This window comes from Pseudomonas sp. LBUM1673 (genome assembly GCF_059695645.1).
On sequence record NZ_CP166780.1, the window covers coordinates 3,784,873 to 3,807,110 of the forward strand.

Consider the following 22,238-nt stretch of genomic DNA (forward strand, 5'->3'; position numbering starts at 1 on the left):
GTCAGTTAAGCCCGGCGAACTCGCCTGAAAGAAGGCGGCGCAACCGGCCATGCCCAGTGCCACGGAGCGGTGCTTTAACAGCTTGAGGACTTGAGCACGGGCGCTTTACTCAGTTGAACGAAGGGGATCTGGAGCACTACCTCGAGGGGTTGAGTCTGGAGGCAGCCCTCCCCATGCGGGAGAAACACTGAGCATGCCGCCGTATCGGATTTCCAACGCGGCGCGCGCCGACATTGTCTACATCCTCAGGCTCTCCCCGACGCAGTTCGGCGATCAAGCACGCCAGCGCTACCAGGCGCTGATCCTCACCGCGCTGCAAGCTATCGCCGGCACGCCTTATCGCATTGGCAGCCACGACCGTGATGAGCTTGCACCGGGCCTTCGCAACTATCACCTCATCTATTCACGCCAGCAGGCCAAACAGCCCATGGAATGGTCAAAGGCCCACGCCATATCGTGTTCTATCGTGTGGTAAACGACGACGTGATCGAGGTCGTCCGACTCCTTCATGACGCCATGGAAGTGCAGTTGCACTTGCCTAATGACTGATCACAGACCCGGCCCAAAGGGTTAACTGGCCATGAACAGCGAAGCTGAGGCACATCCCTCTACGCCTCAATCTGAGCGCCCAGCGCTGTCGCCCGATTCGGCGAAGCACTGCCACACTATCGAGTGTCGGCGGCCGGATTGGTCTCGAGCCCTCCCGCGACGATGACGTACCGGAGAGCAGACTTGGTTCGGCACTTCTCCGCCGCCGTCAGTGCACCACGACGTTTAAATTTGCGCACCACCTCCAGCACATACTCAGACTCAACGCCTTTAAATCACGTCAATGCTGAAAGACCGCTTCTTAGGTGTTTTCCGTGGCCAGACGCCTGGCATTATGCTCCTGCCGTCGATGAACGCGCGGATCGATGCCCTTGGCGACCAGCGCCCTGGCAACATCACGCAGAACGCGAGCATCTCGTAAGCTAATTTCAGGATAGGTGCCGAGAGAAATACGAGGTTGCTTATCCGCCCAGGAAAAGCGGAAGTGCCAGCACTTGGCGCCTTTCGTATTCACGAAAAGAGCGAGGCCGTCGTAGTCAGGAAGGGTGTAGTTCTTGACACGGGGTTTGGCGTGTCGGACCGCGGTATCGGTGAGGGCCATCGTACAGTCTCCGTCTCGTTTGGATGGAGGAGATTTGTACGGTTTCCAATAAGTTAAGTCCCACGAAAAAGTGATCTACCAAGCGCCGGATTAATGTACTAAAAAATCGTGGCTGCTAGTACTTTCGAGAAGAAATTACTGGAACTAAAAAAGAGGCCGAAGCCTCTTTTTTCAGTTTCTGCAGACTTCAATAGAAGCCTGTAGAACAATATTTGGAGCGGGAAACGAGACTCGAACTCGCGACCCCGACCTTGGCAAGGTCGTGCTCTACCAACTGAGCTATTCCCGCGTCTTGGTGAGGCGCATTCTATAGAATCCAGATGCCCCGTCAACCCTTTGATTCAAAAATGTTTTATTTATTGTCCACGTCCGTTTTCAGATGCGGCCAGGCTGCCCGCAAGTATTGGACCATGGACCACAATGTCAGGCCAGCGGACACCAGCAGCAAGGCGTACCCCATCAAGACCCAGAAGCTGAAGCTCGACGGATTGGCCAGCAGGATCACCAGCGCCAGCATTTGCGCGGCGGTTTTCCACTTGCCCAGGTTCGACACCGCTACATGGGCGCGGGCACCGAGTTCGGCCATCCACTCGCGCAGTGCCGAGACGACAATTTCACGACCGATGATGACAGCGGCCGGCAGCGTGAGCCACAGGTTGCCATGCTCTTGCACCAGCAGAACCAGCGCAACGGCGACCATCAGCTTGTCCGCAACAGGATCAAGGAAGGCCCCGAACGGTGTGCTTTGTTCCAGACGACGGGCCAGATACCCGTCCAGCCAGTCGGTTGCGGCGGCAAATGCAAAGACCGAGGCGGACGCCAAATAGCTCCAGTGGTAAGGCAAGTAAAACAGCAAAATGAAGATCGGGATGAGCAGGACGCGTAAAACGGTAATCAGATTAGGGATATTCATCGGCACAACTGGCTACGAGGTGAGTTGGGCATTCTACTCGCTGTGCAGGTTTGCATAAATCAACTCTGCGAGCTTTTTACTGATCCCGGGTGCTTTGGCGATCTCTTCGATGCTGGCACGAGACAGCTCCTGCAATCCACCAAAATGTTTCAACAAATCGCGGCGACGTGTCGGTCCGACCCCGGCAACGCCCTCAAGTGTGGAGGTACGGCGAGTTTTTCCACGACGTGCGCGGTGCCCGGTAATGGCGAAACGGTGGGCTTCGTCGCGGATCTGCTGAATCAAATGCAGCGCGGGGGAATCGCCGCGCAAGGTGAATTCATGGGCCGCGTCATTGAGGTACAGGGTTTCGAAACCGGCCTTGCGCGTCGCGCCTTTGGCAACGCCGAGCAGAATCAGGTCGGGTACGGCCAGCTCATTGAGCACGTCACGCGCCATGGACAGCTGACCTTTACCGCCGTCGACCAGCAGGATGTCCGGCAACTTGCCCTCGCCGTCCTTCAGTTTGCTGAAGCGGCGGGTCAGGGCCTGATGCATCGCGGCATAGTCGTCGCCCGGCGTAACGCCTTCGATGTTGTAGCGGCGGTAGTCGGATTTGATCGGGCCTTCCGGGCCGAACACCACACAGGACGCCACGGTGGCCTCGCCGCTGGAATGGCTGATGTCATAACACTCGAGACGTTGCGGCGGTTCGTCCAGGTTCAGTACTTCGGCCAGGGCATCGAAACGGGCCGCGACGTGTTGCCGGTTCGCCAGTCGCGCACCCAACGCCTGCTCGGCATTGGTGACCGCCAATTGCTGCCAGCGCGCTCGGGTGCCGCGTACTCGATGGCTGATGGTCAATTCACGACCGCGCAGCTCTTCGATGGCTGCGATCAAGGTTGGAAAGTCCTCGTGAACCACGTTGACGATCAGCTCGCTCGGCAAGTCGCGCTCGGGGCTGCTGATGAAATATTGGCCGAGAAACGCTGCCATGACTTCGGAAACGTCTTCCTCAATACCCACCTGCGGAAAGAAGTTCTTGCTCCCCAACACTCGGCCACCGCGCACGCTGATCAAGTGCACACAGGCGCCACCCGGGTTGACGAACGCCGCAATCACATCGACATCGCCCGTCCCGCCTTCCATGCTCTGCTGGTCCTGGACCCGACGCAGCAATGAGATCTGGTCACGCAGCTCGGCGGCACGCTCAAACTCGAGGTTGACCGCCGCCTCCTCCATGGCCGCAGACAACTCGTCCGCCAGCGCGTTGCTGCGCCCCTCAAGAAACATCACCGAGTGGCGTACATCTTCGGCATACACCTCGGGTTCCACCAGGCCGACACATGGCGCCTTGCAGCGCTTGATCTGGTATTGCAGGCAAGGTCGCGTACGGTTCTTGTAATAGCTGTCTTCGCACTGGCGAACAAAAAAAGCCTTTTGCAGCAGGCCCAGGCTTTCGCGAATCGCACCCGCGCTGGGATAAGGGCCGAAATATTTGCCCTTGGCCTTTTTTGCCCCCCGATGGATGCTCAAGCGTGGGAACTGGCCATCCGAGAGAAAGACATAAGGGTAGGATTTGTCGTCGCGCAGCAGGATGTTGTACGGCGGGCGCCACTCCTTGATCAGCGTCTGCTCAAGCAGCAAGGCTTCGGTTTCATTGGCCGTGATGGTGGTTTCGACCTGGGCGATACGGCCTACCAACGCAGCGGTCTTGGGGGCAAGACCGGCTTTGCGGAAGTAGCTCGCCAAACGCTTCTTGAGATTTTTGGCTTTGCCGACATAAAGCAGCCGCGCATCGCTGTCGAACATGCGATAGACACCCGGCCGCCCACTGACCGTCGACAGAAAAGCGCTTGAATCGAAGATTTCAGTCATTTTCAGAGGCTGGCATCAACCATGCCGTGACGAACCGCCAACAGCGTCAATTCGACATCGCTGCTGATCGAAAGCTTCTCGAAAATACGGTAACGGTAGGTATTCACTGTTTTTGGCGACAGGCACAGCTTGTCGGAGATGATCTGCACCTTCTGACAGCCGACAATCATCAACGCAATCTGGATCTCCCGTTCCGACAACGCGTCGAAGGGCGAATCATTGGTTGGCTGGAACGACTTGATCGCCAGTTGCTGGGCAATCTGCGGGCTGATATAGCGTTGCCCGGCAAACACCAGGCGAATGGCCTGGACCATTTCCGGCAATCCGGCGCCCTTGGTCAGATAACCTGCGGCACCTGCCTGTAGCAGCCGGGTAGGAAACGGATCTTCTTCGCACACTGTGACCGCGACGACTTTTATGTCCGGATGACTGCGCAATAATTTGCGCGTGGCTTCAAGACCGCCGATCCCGGGCATCTTGACGTCCATCAGCACCACATCGGGTTTCAATTCACGCGCTTTGAGCAGGGATTCCTCCCCTGACTCAGCCTGGCCGACTACTTGCAGGCCATCGATGTCAGCCAGCATTCGTGTAATGCCCGTACGAACGAGATCATGGTCATCGACTACTAGCACCCTAATCAAGCAGACACCTCGCGATTTGGTCTTATTGGGTTGCCGGACACCTTAGCAAAAAGCGACTGACAGACCTAGCGGCAAGCAGCATATAAAAAGTTTCAATTCATCTGGCAAGGCTTGCCGCCTGCGTGTTTCAGCGATGCAGTTCATTGACATCACGCTGCATTCTCAGGAAACACTCGTCTTCGCCGACCACCTTCAAGCCCTTTTTCTCGTAAAGCATTTTCGCCGGATTATTTTCAAAAACGGTCAGACGCAATGCCGGGCGTCGCTCCTGGCACGCCATGGCGAATACCTGATCGATCGCCCAGGAACCGGCGCCCTGCCCCTGGAACGCTTCAAGTACATGCAATTCGCGGATATACAAGGCCTTGGCATCACGGCTCAGGCTGACATAGCCCATCAGCGTGTCATCACGCACAATCAGCCAGTTCTCACGGCCCTCCCAGGCGACATCGAAGGCCTCGTCCAGCCACAACAGCTCATGTTGAATGTAGTAGCGAAGCATATTTCGACAAGTCAGGTTACGAGCGAAGTCCAGGTCCCGAGACGTTGCCGGACGTAATTCGAACCCCATTCAAGCCTCCGCGACAGTCACGATTTGCCCCTTCCAACCGTCAGCATTGCGGCGAGCAACGACCATGAGGTTCCCCGTACCCGGCGCCGCCGTAATTAACGCCCCGTCCGCCGCCCAGATCGCACTGCGCCCTGCCGACTCCCAGCCACCCGTTGCGCCACCATGGTTGGCCATCAGTACCGCCATCGAATGGGTACGGGCATAGCCTTGCAAGAGTGCGGTATCTGGAGCGTAGCCGTTTTCTGTGATCAGCACGCCCGCGGCATAAAGATCAGCGCCCTGCCGTGCCGCAGTCGCCGCATGACTGGGGTGAGAGAAATCGGCGCATACCGCCAGCGCAACGGTGTCGGTACCGATCTCCAGCGTCGAACCGCCCGTTCCCGGGGCAAACGCCACCTCTTCGCCCGGGTGCAGATGTTGTTTGCTGTAAACCCCGAGCGAACCATCGGCGCCCAATACCAAAGCACCGATCAATACCTGCGAATCGTCCGACAGACGAATCGGCATCCCGACGACGCTGGTCACACCGACTTCCCGTACGAAATCGCGCAGTGGTTGCAGCACTCTGGCGTCTGGCGCTATGGCCAGCTCCGCCGCCAGGCCGCGTTCGTACCCGGTCAGCGATAACTCTGGAAACACCAGCAATTGCACGCCCTGCTCCGCGGCAACCTGCATGAAACGCTGGTGCCGGGCAATATTGGCGGCCAAGTCACCGGCAATGGAGATCGATTGAGCGGCGGCGATGGTCAGTGTCGTCATGGTTCGTCCTTGTGACGGTATGGTTGTTGGGCGCAGCGCAAAGTGTGTCACAAACCCCGACGCACTCAAGCGATAGAAAAGCCCATGATCATCGATAGCATTTTCTGATTGAATCCGCGTACCGGCCTCTAGTAAGCTCGGCGCATTCGTCGGAGACAGACCATGCTCAACGCCCTCTCACAGCCTCGTACCGCCAGCGCCCCGCGCTCGGTTGCGGCTGCCCGGGCGAATGACGTTTGTGCTTCGGTCAATTTTTATTTTGGGTATTGGTTTAGCCACTGGCGCGCCTGATACCCACACGGCGCCCACTTTAAACGGGTCGCCACCAGAGAATTCTCAACCCCCGGTCGGCCTCCCGACCGGGGGTTTTGTTTTTTCAGCCCTGAACATTTTTAGCGTCACACCAGACACCCAGGAGTTTTGAACATGAACTACGCCACTTATTACCGTTACGACAGTTTTACCGCCTGGCGATTTACCAGCCTCCGCTCGGGACAGCCTGCCGCCTCCGATCGGTCACCCACAGGTGGCAAGCACACACACGCAGCCAATCCGGCCAATTGTCGAACACCCCAGTAGGGCCGAGCGCGCGGGAACGAACCCGCCGCCAGCCCCAGGAAGCCCGAATATGAACTCGTCCATCTCTGCTCTGCCGCTGTCCACCCTGTGCCCTGCCAATGAAGCGCTGACCTTGCGTCTACCCAGCTCATTGCAACTCAAACAGCAATTGCCACTCAGCAACGCCCTGACCCAGCAAGTCGCCGCCCACCGCCAAGCGGTTAGCGCGATCCTCAACGGTGAAGATTCTCGTCTGTTGGTGATCGTCGGCCCTTGCTCGATTCACGATCCCCGCTCAACCCGCGAATACGCTGCCAACCTGGCCCGTCTGTCTGCGCAAGTCAGTGATGAGATGCTGCTGGTGATGCGCGCCTACGTCGAGAAACCCCGCACCACGGTTGGCTGGAAAGGTTTGGCCTACGACCCGCATCTGGATGGCAGCGACGACATGGCGGGCGGTTTGACGCTGTCCCGCGAATTGATGCGCGACATGCTGCAACTGGGCTTACCCGTTGCCACTGAGCTGCTGCAACCGATGGCCGCCGGCTACTTCGACGACCTGCTGAGCTGGGTCGCGATTGGTGCCCGTACCACCGAATCACAGATCCACCGGGAAATGGCCAGCGGCCTGAGCATGCCGGTAGGGTTCAAGAACGGCACCGATGGCAGTGTGGCTGTCGCCAGCGACGCCATGCGTTCGGCCGCTCATCCGCATCGCCATTTCGGCGTCGATAGCCAGGGGCATCCTGCGATTATTCAGACACCGGGCAACCCCGACACTCACCTGGTATTGCGGGGTGGCCATCGCGGGCCGAACTACGATCGCGACAGCGTTGCCAAGGTGCACAGCGATTTAACCCGACTCAAGATCCCGGCACGGATCATGGTCGACTGCAGCCATGCGAACAGCGGTAAAGATCCATTGCGTCAGCCAGCCGTGTTCAATGACGTGCTTGAGCAGCGCCTGCAAGGTGATCGCTCGCTGGTCGGCATGATGATTGAGAGCCATCTGTTCGAAGGTTGCCAGCCGTTGAGCCCGTCACTGCGTTACGGCGTCTCGGTAACGGACGGCTGCCTTGGCTGGACCGGAACGGAACAATTGTTGCTGCAGGCTGCCGAACAACTTCGGGCGCGACGCCATAGCCAACAACCGAAGTGACCAATGCCAGCCTTCCAGTTTTCAATCGAAAACTGGAAGGCGGTTGACGTTAAATCAGTTTACGACTGCACTTGCACCAACGTGGCTTCAGACTGCTGGCTCACGTCGTCAAGACGCTCGACCGAATAGGCTACCCGGACCGTCAAGCCCCGATGCTCGCGCCAGAACCTGTAGGGAACGATGAACACCAGCGGTTGACCGGCCATTTCCCTGGAAATCTCACGATCATCGCGATGATTGAAATGCTCTCCGTCACATTTCAGATAAACCAGCTCGCCCTCTTCGACCCGGGCATTGTCGATCACGACGGTGACACCATCGATCGCATCTTGCAGATCCAGCCAACCCTCATCGGCTTCCAGCACGGAGGGTGGCAAAAGCGCTCCTCGTTCCAGCGGCCCGATCAACAGCGGTGCAGGCTCCGAGAAACGAGGCACTTGCCCCTTTTGCTCGACGCAGTAGCTGACCGTGACGACTGCCCCGAGATTGGGTGCAATACAGTCGGGACTTACCCAGAACGACAGTTCGCCACCCACAGCAAAGGATTCGACTTTCAATGTGTCCTTGAAGCTCGCTTGAGGCGTAACACCTGCCCAAGACAGCAAGACCCGGTCTCCAACCGCCATCCGGGCATACGGTCTGATCGTTATGCACGCGCCCTCGGCGACCCTGTCCGGGTCGAGCGTGCCGCCCACCGCATCGTCCACAATCGCAGGCAGCAAATCTGGCCGTGCGTCACCGACGTACAGGTGTAAACGCTCGGACTCCACTGGCTCACAAAGGAGGGCACTGTAGAGCCTGTAGTAAACCTCGAGCGATCCTCCATCCAGTGCGGCGATGTGTTCACCCGATACACAAAAGACCACCGCCCTGCCCACCTGAGTTTCGCTGACGAAACGCGACACGTCATGCCAATACGCAACTCCCTCTGCATCGATACCTGACCAGAACATTTCCAGTTTGTCTCCGCAGGCCATATACGGGTAAGGCGCGACGGTGACGATGGCTTTACTTTCAGACGGATCGAGCACCGAGTTATCCGCCTGATCCAGCTGTGGTGCCGCCATGCATTGCTCTACAACATTCAGGTGATCTGCTTCATAAGTAGTCATTCATACGCTCCAGTCCTTGGAATAAACGCCGCCTTGAAGGTCAGCATCTGACAAAGCCTATTGAAACCCGCGGCACGGATCCGCGATGCAGGGCAATCGCGTCGGCTGGCACGGAAAAAAGACGTATCAGAGGTAGGTCATTGAGAAGAAGCGCGCTGTCATCGTTAAAAAGATGTCCAGATATTCCGACCAAGACCTCATGCTCATCCGAACTTTCGTACCATTTCTATTCCGTTTTCATCAGGTTACAGCGGCTTTTTCATACATCGCCGAGTAGCTGGCGTGCTTTAGAGTGGCCCCCTGAAGCACACACCTGACCTACTGCGAAAAAGGAATGCACATGCTACGGAATGCAACCACTCACTATCCGATCCTGTTGGTTCACGGGCTCTTCGGCTTCGATCGAATCGGCAATCTGGAATTTTTCCATGACGTCAAACAGGCGCTGAGAAGCGCCGGTGCCAGGGCCTTCATCCCCCATCTGTCGGCTACCCACAGCAATGAAACCCGCGGCGAACAACTGTTGGCACAGATCAACCGGGTACTGGAAGGAACCGGTACAAGCAAAGTCAACCTGATCGGTCACAGCCAGGGCGCTCTGGCTGCACGTTATGCCGCCGCGCTAGCGCCGGAGGCGGTTGCTTCGGTGACATCGGTCAGCGGGCCGAACCATGGCTCGGAACTGGCCGATTTCCTGCGCAAGGCGCTGACATCCGGGCGCCTGCCGGAACATGTCGCCGGTACCGTGGCCACCCTGTTCGCCGACTTCCTGTCGTTGCTCAGTGGCAACCGGCAATTGCCGCAGAACGCCATCGCTGCGCTCAATGCACTGACTACCGAAGGCGTCGGCGCATTCAACGACAAATACCCTCAAGGGTTACCGAAAACCTGGGGGGGCAAGGGTCGCGAACTGGTTAACGGCGTGCGCTACTATTCCTGGAGCGGCACCCTGCAGGGGAACATCCTCGACGAGGGGCTCAATGCACTGGATCCGCTGCACGGGTTCCTCCGGGCCTTCTCCCACTACTTCACCACCGAGGCCGACCAGAACGACGGCATGGTTGGCCGATTCAGCTCCCACCTGGGAAAAGTGATCCGTTCGGACTACCCACTGGATCATCTGGACAGCCTCTGCCAGACAACCGACCAGGTCCGCAAGGGCATCGACCCGATCGCCCTGTATGTGCAGCATGCCGAACGCTTGAGAAATGCCGGCCTTTGAGCAAGGCCAGTAAGGCCACACGATATCGACGCAATGATATTGACGGAACTTTGAGAGAGAAATAGCCCACTGAATCCGGTAGGCTCCGCACTTTAATTGAACATTGAATGGAGTATTTACCATGGCCAAAGCCACTGCCCGTCACATCCTGGTTGCCAGCGAAGCCAAGTGCAACGAACTCAAGGCCCAAATCGAGGCCGGCGCCGACTTCGCCGAAGTAGCCAAAGCCAACTCCACCTGCCCGTCCAGCCGCCAGGGCGGTGACCTGGGTTCGTTCGGTCCTGGCCAGATGGTCAAGGAATTCGACACCGTGGTCTTCAGCGCACCGATCAACGTGGTGCAAGGCCCGGTCAAGACCCAGTTCGGTTACCACCTGCTGGAAGTGACCAGCCGTCAGGACTGATCAACGCTTGAGTTTTCTACACAACGGCCCGCCTTTTGGTGGGCCGTTGTGTTTTCGTTACGTGATACGGCTGGCGAGGGACGCGCCGCTAGCGTACAAATTGTGGTTATCGACCACCCGGCTTTAAGGCTGACAATGCGACTGGCTTTCCCCACTTTGTTGTTCACTGCCGTGGCCCTGTTATTGGGCGCCGCCGGTGTGAACGCTGCACCGCCACAGGCGTTGACCGTGTACGGTGAACCGGCGAAGTATCCCGCTGGCTTCAGCCATTTTGCCTACACCAACCCGCGAGCGCCCAAGGGCGGCACGATGCGTCGCTCGGCAATGGAAATCGGTCATTTCGACCATGTCCTGCCGTACATCGACAAGGGCATCGGGGTCACGCAAATCGACGGCTTGATCTACTCCCCGCTGGCCCAGCGCTCGCTGGACGAGCCCTATACCGTGTACGGCCTGGTGGCGCAGCAGATGGAGCGTTCCGACGACGGTTTGTCTCTGCGTTTCTACCTGAACCCGAAGGCCCGTTTCGCCGACGGCAAGCCGATCACCGCCGAAGACGTGCGCTATACCTTCAACCTGTTGATGAGCCAGGGCAGCCTGCGCTATCGAACGCAATTCGCCGACGTCAAAGGCGTCGAAGTGGAGTCGCCGCGAATCGTTCGGTTCGACTTCAAGAGCAACGAAAACCGTACCCTGCCCCTCGACATCGCCACTTTGCCGGTGCTCCCGGAGCATTGGTGGAAGACCCGCGACTTCGCCAACGGTGGCGGTTACGAGCCGCCACTGGGCAGCGGGCCGTATCGCGTGAGCAAGGTCGACTCCGGGCGCAGCATCACCTTCGAGCGTAACGCCGACTGGTGGGCCAGGGATTTACCGGTCAGCCGCGGCCTCTACAACTTCGATCACTTCAGCATCGAATACTTCGGTGATACCGACGTCGCCCGCCAGGTCCTGCGTGGCGGTGCCTATGACTACAACCGCGAATTTTCCGCCACCGCCTACTCCATCGGCTACGACAGCCCGGCCCTGCGCGACGGTCGCCTGCAAAAGGCCCACCTGGCCAAAGAGGCGCCGCAATCGGCCCAGGGCTTTGTGTTCAACCTGCAAAACCCGATATTCCAGGACCGTCGCGTGCGCCAGGCCCTGGCCATGCTCTGGGATTTCGAATGGAGCAACCGGCAGATGATGCGCGACCTGTACATCCGCCAGCAGAGCTTCTTTTCCAACACCGACCTTGCCGCCCGGCGACTGCCTGACGCGGGTGAACGGGCGATTCTCGAACCGCTACGCGGGCAGATCCCCGACGAAGTCTTCACCCAGGTATTCGAAGCGCCGAAAACCGATGGCAGCGGCGTGATTCGCGACAAGCAGCTGCAAGCCCTGGACTTGCTCGAACAGGCCGGCTGGAAACCCGATGGCGATCAACTGGTCAACGCCGAAGGCCAACCACTGAGTTTCACCTTCCTGATCAGCCAGAACGGCATGGACCGATTGCTGCTGCCTTATAAGCGCACCCTGAAACAAATCGGCATCGACCTGAACATTCGCCGCATCGACGCCTCCCAGTACGTCAACCGCCTGATGTCCCGGGACTACGACATGATCGTCACCGGCTACCCGGTCACCACCTCACCGGGTAACGAGCTGTACAACTACTTTGGCTCGGCGGCGGCCAACGATCCAGGTTCCAACAACTATATGGCGCTGAAGAACCCGGCAGTCGATACGCTGGTCAACGGCCTGGTTCGCGCCACCACCCAGGCCGACATGCTGCACTACGCCCATGCCCTGGACCGTGTTCTGCAATGGAACTTCTATTGGATTCCCAACTATTACCCGCCAGGCAGCTCGACCGTGTGGTGGAACCGCTTCGGCATTCCCTCTGTGCAAGCGAGCAATGACGAAGCCATCGAGAGTTGGTGGGAAGTGAGCTCCACCCCCCTGACCAACCAACAGATGACCGCCGAACTCATCAAGCGCGGTAAACCCGGAGGGCCGCACTGATGTGGGCTTACATACTGCGGCGCTTGCTGCTGATCATTCCAACATTGGTGATCATTCTTCTGGTCAATTTCGTCATCGTCCAGGCCGCGCCCGGTGGCCCGGTGGAACAGGCCATCGCGCGCTTGCAAGGCATCGGCGGCGCGAGTGTCGGCGGCGATTCCAGCGAAGCCATGCACGGCAGTTCGCGTGCCAGCCGTGGGCTCGACCCGCAGCTGATCAAGGAGATCGAAAAGCAATACGGCTTCGATAAACCCGCGCCGGAACGCCTGTGGCTGATGCTCAAGAGCTACGCCAGCCTCGACTTCGGCAAGAGCTTTTTTCGCGGAGCCACCGTCACCGACCTGATCCTGGAAAAAATGCCGGTGACCATTTCTCTCGGGCTCTGGGCGACGCTGATCACTTACCTGGTGTCGATCCCGCTGGGCATCCGCAAGGCCGTGCACCATGGCAGTCATTTCGATATCTGGAGCAGCACCGCGATCATCATCGGTTACGCCATGCCGGCATTCCTGTTCGCGATGTTCCTGATCGTGGTGTTTGCCGGCGGCACCTCATTGAACTGGTTCCCGGTGCGCGGCCTGGTCTCGGACAACTTCGAGTCGCTGTCGACCGTGGGCAAAATCGCCGATTACTTCTGGCATCTGGTGCTGCCGGTGACAGCGCTGGTGGTCGGCGGTTTCGCGACCCTGACCATCCTCACCAAAAACTCCTTCCTCAATGAAATCACCCGCCAGTACGTGGTCACCGCCAGGGCCAAGGGCTTGAGCGAACGCCGGGTGCTTTACGGCCATGTGTTTCGTAACGCGATGCTGCTGGTGGTGTCGGGAATTCCGCAGGCCTTCATCAGCGTCTTTTTCGCCGGCTCGCTGCTGATCGAAGTCATTTTTTCCCTCGACGGGTTGGGTCGCATGAGTTACGAAGCCGCGGTCTCACGGGACTATCCGGTGGTATTCGGCTCGCTGTTCATCTTCACCTTGTTCGGTCTGCTGATAAAACTCATCGGCGACCTCTGCTATACCCTGGTCGACCCGCGTATCGACTTCGCCGCGAGGAACGCCTGATGTTCAAGCTCTCGCCGCTGGGCCGTCGCCGTTTCGACCGTTTCAAGAAAAACCGCCGGGGCTGGTGGTCGCTGTGGTTGTTTATCGGTCTGTTCCTGCTGACTCTGGGCGGCGAGCTGATCGCCAACGACAAACCGCTGATGGTCAGTTATCAGGGCTCGCTGTACTTCCCGGCCTTCAAACGCCATACCGAACAGGAGTTTGGCGGGCAACTGCCATTCCAGGCCGATTACCGCAGCGATTACGTGCAGAAGCTGATTCATAAAGATGGCGGCTGGATGCTGTTTGCGCCGATCCCGTTCAGCGACGACACGCCCAATTACGACCTCAATCAACCGGCACCGAGCCCGCCGTCGAGGGTCAACTGGCTGGGTACCGACGATCAGGCTCGCGACGTGCTGGCTCGAGTGATTTTCGGGGCGCGGGTGTCGATTCTGTTCGCGCTGGCGCTGACCTTCATCAGCGCGTTGATCGGCATCGCCGCCGGTGCACTGCAAGGCTATTACGGCGGCTGGGTCGACCTGCTCGGTCAGCGCTTGCTGGAAGTCTGGTCGGGGCTGCCGGTGCTGTACCTGCTGATCATTCTCTCAGGCTTCGTCGAGCCGAATTTCTGGTGGCTGCTGGGGATCATGGCGCTGTTTTCCTGGCTGGCGTTGGTGGACGTGGTGCGCGCCGAGTTCCTGCGCGGGCGCAACCTCGAATACGTCAAAGCCGCCCGTGCGCTGGGCCTGACCGATCGCAAAGTGATCGTGCGGCACATTCTGCCCAATGCGATGAACGCCACCCTGAGTTACTTGCCGTTCATTTTGACCGGGGCGATTTCCACCCTCACGGCATTGGACTTCCTCGGGTTCGGCATGCCGGCCGGCAGTGCGTCCCTGGGCGAATTGATCGGTCAAGGCAAGCAGAACCTGCAAGCACCGTGGCTGGGGCTGACGGCGTTTTTTACCCTGGCACTGATTCTTTCTTTACTGGTGTTCATTGGCGAGGCGTTGCGTGATGCCTTTGATCCACGATCCTGATTCCCGATCATGAGACGGACTGTTGATATGAGTGACAACCTGATCGAAATCCGTGACCTTAACGTGGCCTTCAGCGGCCAGGCCGTGGTGCGCAACCTGTGCCTGGACATCCGCCCCGGCGAATGCCTGGCGCTGGTGGGCGAGTCGGGCTCCGGCAAGTCGGTGACCGCACACTCGATCCTGCAACTGCTGCCCGAAAGCGGTACTGAAACCACCGGCAGCATTCGCTATCGCGGCCAGGAGCTGATCGGTGCCGACGTCAAGATCTTGCGCGAGCTGCGCGGCAACCGGATTGCGATGATCTTTCAGGAACCGATGACCTCCCTCAACCCGCTGCACAGCATTGAAAAGCAGATCGGCGAAACCTTGCTGCTGCATAAAGGTCTGGGCGGCAAAGCGGCGCAAGCGCGGATTCTCGAGTTGCTGCAACTGGTGGGCATCCAGAAACCCGAAGAGCGGCTCAAGGCCTATCCCCATCAATTGTCCGGCGGTCAACGGCAACGGGTGATGATCGCCATGGCCCTGGCCTGCGAGCCGGAATTGCTGATCGCCGACGAGCCAACCACCGCGCTGGATGTGACGGTGCAGCGCAAGATCCTGCTGCTGCTCAAATCCCTGCAACGGCGGCTCGGCATGTCGCTGCTGCTGATCAGCCACGACCTCAATCTGGTGCGCCGCATCGCCCAGCGGGTGTGCGTGATGCATGCCGGGGAAATCGTCGAGCAGGCACCCTGCGAAACACTGTTCACCGAGCCGAAGCATCCTTACAGCTGCGTACTATTGAACGCCGAACCGGAAGGCGAAGCCCTGCCCCGGGACGAGCGCGAAAAAGTGCTGGTAGTGGATAATTTGCAGGTGCAGTTCGCCATCGGTGGTGGCCTGTTTCAGCGTAAAACTTACCTGCGCGCGGTGGATGGCATCAGCCTGAACGTCCAGCGCGGCAAGACATTGGGTATCGTCGGCGAGTCCGGTTCGGGCAAGTCCACGCTTGGTCAGGCGATTCTGCGCTTGCTCGACTCGGAGGGCAGCATTCGCTTTCAGGGTGAGGCCCTGGATGGCCTGACGCAAAAACAGCTGCGACCGTGGCGCAAGAAAATGCAGGTGGTGTTCCAGGATCCCTTCGGCAGTCTCAGCCCGCGGATGTCGGTGGCGCAGATCATCAGTGAAGGCCTTGAGGTTCACAGCCAGTCCACCCCGAAAGAATGCGAAGCCCAGGTAATCCGGGTGCTGGAAGAAGTCGGCCTCGACCCGCAAAGCCGTCATCGCTACCCGCACGAATTCTCCGGCGGCCAACGCCAGCGCATCGCCATTGCTCGCGCGCTGGTGCTGAAACCGGCGCTGATCCTGCTCGACGAGCCGACCTCGGCGCTGGATCGCACAGTGCAAAAACAAGTGGTCGCCCTGCTCCGCCAGCTTCAGGAGAAACATGGCCTGACCTACCTGTTCATCAGCCACGACCTGGCGGTAGTGCGCGCCCTGGCCCACGACATGATCGTGATCAAGGACGGCAAAGTGGTGGAAAGCGGCGCGAGCCACGACGTGTTCGACTCACCGCAGCATCCGTATACCAAAGAGCTGTTGGCGGCGGCGCATCCGGGGTAGGCATAATCGGCGTCATGCCGCTGGACCGCGTCGCGGCCTTCGCGGGCAAACCTCGCTCCTACAGGTCGAGGTGATCCGTAGGAGCGAGGCTTGCCCGCGAAGGCGCCCGCCCAGACACCCTACATTCTGGACATGAAGCCCATGAACACCACCGAAAGCCTCAAGGACTACCAGCGCGTTCGCACCCTGGCGATCCGCTCGCTGTTCGAGATCATCGAGCAATCGAGCGAGGGCACGGTGATTGTCGATCGCGACGCGAACATCGTCTGGATGAACGAGCGTTATGCCCGGCGATTCGGTCTGGAATCAGCCGAAGGTGCCATCGGCAGAGCCTGTGAAAGCGTGATTCCCGGTAGCCTGCTACGTGAAGTGGTGCGCACCGGACGGCCAATCCTGCTGGACATGCAGGACACCCCCAAGGAACCGCTGATAGTGATGCGCCTGCCGATTCACGACGATGCCGGCGCGGTGATCGGCGCCATCGGTTTTGCCCTGTTCGACGAATTGCGCAGCCTGTCGCCGATGCTCAAGCGCTACCTGAGCATGCAGGAAGAACTGGCATCCACTCGCTCATTGCTGCGGGCGCGGCAGACCAAGTACAACTTCGCTCATTTCATCGGCACCAGCGCCGCCAGCCTGGAAGTCAAACGCCGCGCCCGGCGCAGCGCCAGTGCCGAGTCTCCGGTGTTGTTGCTGGGCGAAACCGGTACCGGCAAGGAGTTGCTGGCCCAGGCGATCCACGGCGCCTCGCCTCGGGCGCACAAAGCCTTCGTCAGCATCAACAGCGCGGCAATTCCCGAGTCGCTGCTGGAAGCCGAATTCTTTGGCACCTCTCCCGGCGCATTCACCGGCGCCGATCGCAAGGGCCGCGCGGGCAAGTTGCAGATCGCCCAGGGCGGCACGCTGTTTCTCGATGAGATCGGCGACATGCCGTTGCCGTTGCAAAGCAAGTTGCTGCGGGTGCTGCAGGAAAAGGAATTCGAGCCGGTAGGCTCCAACGAAGTGATCCAGAGCGATGTGCGGGTGATCGCGGCCACCTCCACCGATCTGGAAGCGGCGATCAAACGCGGCGAGTTTCGCGCAGATCTGTATTACCGCCTCAACGTACTGCCGATTCAGGTCCCGCCCCTGCGCGATCGCCTCGACGACCTGCCGGCGCTCAGCGAGGCGATCCTGGAAGAGTTGCGCAGTCAGCATGAACTGAACCGCGAAGCCTTGGGATTGTTGGGTCAACACGCCTGGCCGGGGAACATTCGTGAACTGCGCAACGTCCTGGAGCGCGCGGCGTTGCTCAGTGATGATTTGATGCTGAACGCGGCGGATATCCGCGCGGCGATTGGCAGTTTTACGCCGGTGGAGCGTGTGGTGCCTCTGCCCCTTCAACCGATTGCCCATGAAACCTTTAGTGAGGCTCGGGAGCGGTTTGACCGGCAATTGATTGAATCCGCCCTCGCGCAATGCGGCGGGAAGGTGATCGAGGCGGCGGCAAGGTTGGGGCTGGGGCGGTCGACGTTGTACAAGAAGATGGTGGCGTTGGGGATTGCCGAGTCTCCCTAAAGAGACATTAATCTCCATTTGTAGATATGACCTCTTCGCGGGCAAGCCTCGCTCCTACAGATGTTGCATTGGCGCAAACAACCCCATTCCCCGTAGGAGCGAGGCTTGCCCGCGAAAGCGTCAGCCCAGCCACCAAAAATCTCAATACAGAGACAAAAACCCAGACACCCATCTCACTAATTAATAATTCCTTTAAATTTCAATAGCTTACCTTCTGGCACGAAACTCGCTATAGCCCTTCCCACAAAGCTTCACCCTACAAAAATAACAATCGAAGGAGACACACCATGAGTGTGATCATTGCCTTGGCAGCTCTCACGCTGCTGATGGTGGCTGCTTATCGTGGCTACAGCGTTATCCTCTTTGCCCCGATCGCCGCCCTCGGCGCCGTCCTGTTCACCGACCCTTCCGCCGTTGCCCCAGTCTTCACCGGGGTGTTCATGGAAAAAATGGTCGGCTTCGTCAAACTGTATTTCCCGGTGTTCCTGCTCGGTGCCGTGTTCGGCAAGCTGATCGAGTTGTCGGGCTTCTCCCGCTCCATCGTCGCGGCAGCGATTCGCGTGCTCGGTACTCGCCAGGCGATGCTGGTGATCGTGCTGGTCTGCGCCCTGCTCACTTACGGCGGCGTGTCGCTGTTTGTGGTGGTGTTTGCGGTCTACCCGTTTGCCGCCGAGATGTTCCGTCAGAGCAACATCCCCAAGCGCCTGATCCCGGCGACCATCGCCCTCGGCGCGTTCTCGTTCACCATGGACGCCCTGCCCGGCACTCCGCAGATCCAGAACATCATTCCCAGCACCTTCTTCAACACCACCGCCTGGGCGGCGCCGTGGCTGGGTGTGATTGGCACGATTTTCGTGTTTTGCGCCGGCATGCTGTTTCTTCAGCGCCAGCGCAACAAGGCCCAGCGCACCGGTGAAGGGTATGGTTCGGACCTGCGCAACGAGCCGGAAACCGCGCCGGACATCCAGCTGCCCAACCCGTGGATCGCGCTGTCCCCGCTGTTGATGGTGGGTCTGATGAACCTGCTGTTCACCCGCTGGATTCCAGTGTGGTACGGCAAGACTCACAGCCTCTCGCTGCCGGGCATGGCAGCCCCCGTGACCACCGACATCGCCAAGCTGACAGCGATCTGGGCGGTGCAGGCGGCCTTGCTGGTCGGCATCATCATGGTGCTGGTGTTCAGCTTTCAGACGATTCGCAGACAGTTGGCCGAAGGCAGTAGAAGTGCGGTCAGCGGCGCACTGCTGGCGGCGATGAACACGGCGTCGGAATACGGTTTCGGTGCGGTGATCGCATCGCTGCCAGGCTTTCTGGTGTTGTCCGACTGGCTCAAGAGCATTCCCAACCCGCTGGTCAACGAAGCGATTACCGTGACCCTGCTGGCCGGTATCACCGGCTCGGCGTCGGGCGGCATGAGCATCGCCTTGGCGGCGATGTCCGAGACGTTCATCAGCGCCGCCCACGCTGCCAATATCCCGCTGGAAGTGCTGCACCGGGTCGCCGCGATGGCCAGTGGCGGCATGGACACCCTGCCACACAACGGCGCGGTGATTACCTTGCTGGCGGTCACTGGCTTGACCCACCGCGAGGCCTACAAAGACATTTTCTGTATTACGCTGATCAAGACACTCGCTGTTTTTGTGGTGATCGGTACTTACTACGCCACTGGCATTGTGTGAGGTATTCATGACGACTCTTTCGGGCAAGACCGCACTGGTCACCGGTTCCACCAGCGGCATCGGCTTAGGGATCGCCCTGAGCCTGGCCAAGGCTGGCGCCAACCTGATCCTCAACGGTTTCGGCGATGCGTCCAAAGTGATTGCCGAAGTAGAGCAATTCGGTGGCAAGGTCGGCCATCACCCCGCAGACGTCAGCGACCCGGCGCAGATCGCCGACATGATCGAGTACGCCGAGCGTGAATTCGGCGGCGTGGATATTCTGGTCAACAATGCGGGCATCCAGCACGTGGCTTCGGTGGAAGATTTTCCGGTGGAGCGCTGGGATTCGATCATTGCGATCAACCTGTCGTCGGTGTTTCACAGCACCCGTTTGAGCTTGCCGGGGATGCGCACCAAAGGCTGGGGACGGATCATCAACATCGCTTCAGTGCATGGCCAGGTCGGTTCCGTGGGCAAGGCAGCGTATGTCGCGGCCAAGCATGGCGTGATCGGCCTGACCAAAGTGGTCGGCCTGGAAACCGCCACCACCCACGTTACCTGTAACGCCATTTGCCCAGGCTGGGTGCTGACGCCGCTGGTGCAGAAGCAGATCGATGATCGCGCCGCGACCGGGATCGACCCGCAGCAGGCGCAACACGACTTGCTGGCCGAGAAGCAGCCGTCCCTGGAGTTCGTGACGCCGCCGCAGCTGGGTGAGTTGGTGCTGTTTTTATGCAGCGAAGCCGGTAGCCAGGTGCGTGGCGCTGCGTGGAATATAGATGGTGGGTGGTTGGCGCAGTGAACCACCGGTAACCCCTGTGGCGAGGGAGCTTGCTCCCGTTCGGCTGCGAAGCAGTCGTAAATCGGTTTTGGGACAGCTTCGCTGTCCAGCGGGAGCAAGCTCCCTCGCCACAGTAGACTGTGTACACATAAGAAAAAGAGGCCAAGCCATGTCCGACATCCTCTGGCAACCCGGCACCGAGCGCATCGGCAAGACCCGCATGGAGGCCTTCCGGCGCTTCGTCAATCAGCGACACACCCTTGAGATCGCCGACTACCCTGCCCTGCACCAGTGGAGCATCGATCAGCGGGAAGCTTTCTGGCAGGCCATCGTCGACTTCTTCGATATTCGTTTTCACGATCAACCGGACACTGTGCTGATCGAGGGCGCGCAAATGCCCAGCGCCCAGTGGTTCCCCGGGGCCACCTTGAACTTCGCCGAACACTTGCTGCGCCGTCGCGACGACGCCGTGGCGGTGGTGGCCATCGGCGAAAACGGCCAACGGGAACAACTGACCTGGGCCGAACTGGCGAGCCACGTTGCCGGTTTTCAAAACGGCCTGAAAGCCGCCGGTGTCGGCCTCGGCGACCGCGTCGCCGCGTGCATGCCGAACACCTGGCAAACACTGGTGGCGATGCTTGCCACCACCAGCATGGGCGCGATCTGGTCCTGTTCTTCGCCAGACTTCGGCACCCACGGGGTGATCGACCGTTTCGGCCAGATCGAGCCCAAAGTGCTGATCACCTGCGCCGGTTACCGCTATGCCGGCAAGAACATCGACCAGACCGCCAAGGTCAATGAAATCCTCGGGCAACTGCCGTCGTTGCAGCAGTTGATCGTTGTGCCTTACGCACGACCAGAGGCGCGCATCGAGGATTTTCGCAGCCAGGCCAACGTGACATTGTGGAACGATTTCTACGACCTGGGTGGCGAACCGCAATTCGTTCCCGTGCCCTTCGCCCATCCGCTGTACATCCTCTATTCCAGCGGCACCACCGGCGTGCCGAAGTGCATTGTTCACAGCACCGGCGGCGTGCTGCTGCAACACGTCAAGGAACATGGCCTGCATTGCGATCTCGGCCCCGGCGACCGATTGTTCTACTACACCACCTGCGGCTGGATGATGTGGAACTGGCTGGTTTCGGCCCTCGCCGTCGGCAGCGCCGTGGTGCTGTACGATGGCTCGCCATTTCATCCCGGCCCGGAGCGCTTGGTAGACCTGATTGACGATGAACGCATCGACGTCTTCGGCACGAGCCCCAAGTTCCTCACCTCGCTGGAAAGCAACGGCGTGAAGCCGTGCGAAAGTCATGACCTGAGCAGCCTGAAAACCATGCTTTGCACCGGTTCCGCGTTGTCCCCGCAAAGCTTCGATTACGTCTACCGCGCGTTCAAGTCCGATCTGTGCCTGTCTTCGATGTCCGGCGGCACCGACATCGTTTCGTGCTTTGTGATCGGCAACCCGGTCCTGCCGGTGCGCCGTGGTGAAATGCAGTGCAAGAGCCTGGGCATGGCGGTCGAAGTCTGGAACGACGCAGGGTTGCCTGTGATCGACGAAAAAGGCGAACTGGTGTGCACCCGACATTTTCCGGCTATGCCCATCGGCCTGTGGCATGACCCTGACGGGGAGAAGCTGCGAAAGTCCTACTTCAGCCTGTTCCCCGGCGTCTGGGCCCAGGGCGATTACGCCGAACAACTGCCCCACGGCGGCATGCTGATCCATGGGCGTTCCGATGCCGTGCTCAACCCCGGCGGTGTACGAATCGGCACCGCGGAGATCTACCGTCAGGTGGAGAAAGTCCCGCAGGTGCTGGACAGCGTGGCCATCGGTCAGCAATGGCAGGATGACGTGCGAGTGGTGCTGTTCGTGCGCATGCGCGACGGCGTCGAACTGGATGAACCGCTGCAACAGCAAATTCGCCAGGTAATCCGCGCCAACACCACGCCACGGCATGTGCCGGCGAAGATCGTCGCGGTCACCGACATTCCGCGCACGATCAGCGGCAAGGTGGTTGAACTGGCGGTGCGCAACGTGGTGCACGGCGAGAAGGTAAAAAACACCGATGCACTGGCCAACCCCGAAGCGCTGGAGCAATTTCGAGACCGCCCCGAACTGAACGACTGACACCGGATATCTACTGTGGGAGCGAGCCTGCTCGCGATGGCGCCGGGCCAGTCAATATTGATATCGCCTGACACACCGCT

Annotated in this window: 18 protein-coding genes, 1 tRNA gene and 2 pseudogenes; 13 read left to right on the top strand and 8 right to left on the bottom strand. The window is 59.5% G+C overall.

What is annotated here, in order from left to right; translation table 11 throughout:
• Positions 1–89: 89 nt before the first annotated feature.
• A pseudogene (locus ACA044_RS17320) lies at positions 90–191 on the top strand (type II toxin-antitoxin system ParD family antitoxin); the annotation flags it as partial.
• Between the two features lie 2 nt (positions 192–193).
• A pseudogene (locus tag ACA044_RS17325) lies at positions 194–549 on the top strand (type II toxin-antitoxin system RelE/ParE family toxin).
• A gap of 301 nt (positions 550–850) precedes the next feature.
• Here ACA044_RS17325 and ACA044_RS17330 read toward each other — a convergent pair.
• From ACA044_RS17330 to ACA044_RS17360, 7 genes are all read right to left on the bottom strand, one after another.
• Complete coding sequence (locus ACA044_RS17330) at positions 851–1,150, bottom strand: Arm DNA-binding domain-containing protein (protein WP_497442501.1); 300 nt, start codon at positions 1,148–1,150, stop codon at positions 851–853.
• A 213-nt stretch (positions 1,151–1,363) separates the two neighbouring features.
• Positions 1,364–1,439, bottom strand: a tRNA-Gly gene (locus ACA044_RS17335).
• A 63-nt stretch (positions 1,440–1,502) separates the two neighbouring features.
• On the bottom strand, positions 1,503–2,063 hold the full coding sequence (pgsA, locus tag ACA044_RS17340) for a CDP-diacylglycerol--glycerol-3-phosphate 3-phosphatidyltransferase (protein ID WP_497442502.1): 561 nt from the start codon (positions 2,061–2,063) through the stop codon (positions 1,503–1,505).
• A 33-nt stretch (positions 2,064–2,096) separates the two neighbouring features.
• A complete protein-coding gene (gene uvrC / locus ACA044_RS17345; protein ID WP_497442503.1) occupies positions 2,097–3,920 on the bottom strand; it encodes an excinuclease ABC subunit UvrC in 1,824 nt (607 codons plus the stop codon).
• 2 nt (positions 3,921–3,922) lie between these two features.
• Positions 3,923–4,564: a response regulator transcription factor GacA gene (gacA, locus tag ACA044_RS17350; RefSeq protein ID WP_008015884.1), complete on the bottom strand. Its 642-nt coding sequence runs from the start codon at positions 4,562–4,564 to the stop codon at positions 3,923–3,925.
• 127 nt (positions 4,565–4,691) lie between these two features.
• Entirely contained in the window at positions 4,692–5,135 is a 444-nt protein-coding gene (locus ACA044_RS17355) for a GNAT family N-acetyltransferase (RefSeq protein ID WP_497442504.1), read from the bottom strand.
• Positions 5,136–5,894, bottom strand: a complete 759-nt coding sequence (locus ACA044_RS17360; RefSeq protein WP_497442505.1) for a carbon-nitrogen hydrolase family protein — start codon at positions 5,892–5,894, stop codon at positions 5,136–5,138.
• Between the two features lie 628 nt (positions 5,895–6,522).
• Here ACA044_RS17360 and ACA044_RS17365 point away from each other — a divergent pair.
• Positions 6,523–7,611, top strand: coding sequence for a 3-deoxy-7-phosphoheptulonate synthase (locus tag ACA044_RS17365; RefSeq protein WP_497442506.1), 1,089 nt, complete (start codon positions 6,523–6,525; stop codon positions 7,609–7,611).
• 59 nt (positions 7,612–7,670) lie between these two features.
• Here the strand turns inward: ACA044_RS17365 and ACA044_RS17370 are convergent, their stop codons facing one another.
• Positions 7,671–8,723: a hypothetical protein gene (locus ACA044_RS17370; protein ID WP_497442507.1), complete on the bottom strand. Its 1,053-nt coding sequence runs from the start codon at positions 8,721–8,723 to the stop codon at positions 7,671–7,673.
• Positions 8,724–9,063: 340 nt separating this feature from the next.
• Here ACA044_RS17370 and ACA044_RS17375 point away from each other — a divergent pair, with 340 nt between their 5' ends.
• The 10 genes from ACA044_RS17375 (at position 9,064) to ACA044_RS17420 (ending at position 22,158) form a co-directional block, all read left to right on the top strand.
• Complete coding sequence (locus ACA044_RS17375) at positions 9,064–9,945, top strand: lipase family alpha/beta hydrolase (protein ID WP_497442508.1); 882 nt, start codon at positions 9,064–9,066, stop codon at positions 9,943–9,945.
• Positions 9,946–10,066: 121 nt separating this feature from the next.
• Positions 10,067–10,348: a peptidylprolyl isomerase gene (locus ACA044_RS17380; RefSeq protein WP_007984657.1), complete on the top strand. Its 282-nt coding sequence runs from the start codon at positions 10,067–10,069 to the stop codon at positions 10,346–10,348.
• 135 nt (positions 10,349–10,483) lie between these two features.
• Positions 10,484–12,352, top strand: coding sequence for an extracellular solute-binding protein (locus ACA044_RS17385; RefSeq protein ID WP_497442509.1), 1,869 nt, complete (start codon positions 10,484–10,486; stop codon positions 12,350–12,352).
• Entirely contained in the window at positions 12,352–13,413 is a 1,062-nt protein-coding gene (locus tag ACA044_RS17390) for a microcin C ABC transporter permease YejB (protein ID WP_497442510.1), read from the top strand. The genes ACA044_RS17385 and ACA044_RS17390 overlap by 1 nt, the downstream gene beginning before the upstream one ends.
• Positions 13,413–14,435 (top strand): ABC transporter permease, encoded by a 1,023-nt coding sequence (locus tag ACA044_RS17395; protein ID WP_497442511.1) that lies wholly within the window; start codon positions 13,413–13,415, stop codon positions 14,433–14,435. The genes ACA044_RS17390 and ACA044_RS17395 overlap by 1 nt, the downstream gene beginning before the upstream one ends.
• Positions 14,436–14,462: 27 nt before the next feature.
• Complete coding sequence (locus ACA044_RS17400) at positions 14,463–16,037, top strand: ABC transporter ATP-binding protein (RefSeq protein ID WP_497442512.1); 1,575 nt, start codon at positions 14,463–14,465, stop codon at positions 16,035–16,037.
• 141 nt (positions 16,038–16,178) lie between these two features.
• Entirely contained in the window at positions 16,179–17,594 is a 1,416-nt protein-coding gene (locus ACA044_RS17405; protein ID WP_497447251.1) for a sigma-54 interaction domain-containing protein, read from the top strand.
• Between the two features lie 287 nt (positions 17,595–17,881).
• Positions 17,882–19,273 carry a GntP family permease gene (locus tag ACA044_RS17410; RefSeq protein WP_497442513.1) on the top strand — a complete coding sequence of 464 codons (1,392 nt, stop codon included), beginning with the start codon at positions 17,882–17,884 and terminating at the stop codon, positions 19,271–19,273.
• A gap of 7 nt (positions 19,274–19,280) precedes the next feature.
• The gene (gene hbdH / locus ACA044_RS17415; RefSeq protein WP_497442514.1) at positions 19,281–20,054 is read left to right on the top strand and encodes a 3-hydroxybutyrate dehydrogenase; all 774 of its coding nucleotides are present in this window, start codon (positions 19,281–19,283) and stop codon (positions 20,052–20,054) included.
• 148 nt (positions 20,055–20,202) lie between these two features.
• Positions 20,203–22,158 carry an acetoacetate--CoA ligase gene (locus ACA044_RS17420; RefSeq protein ID WP_497442515.1) on the top strand — a complete coding sequence of 652 codons (1,956 nt, stop codon included), beginning with the start codon at positions 20,203–20,205 and terminating at the stop codon, positions 22,156–22,158.
• The last annotated feature ends 80 nt before the right edge of the window (positions 22,159–22,238 follow it).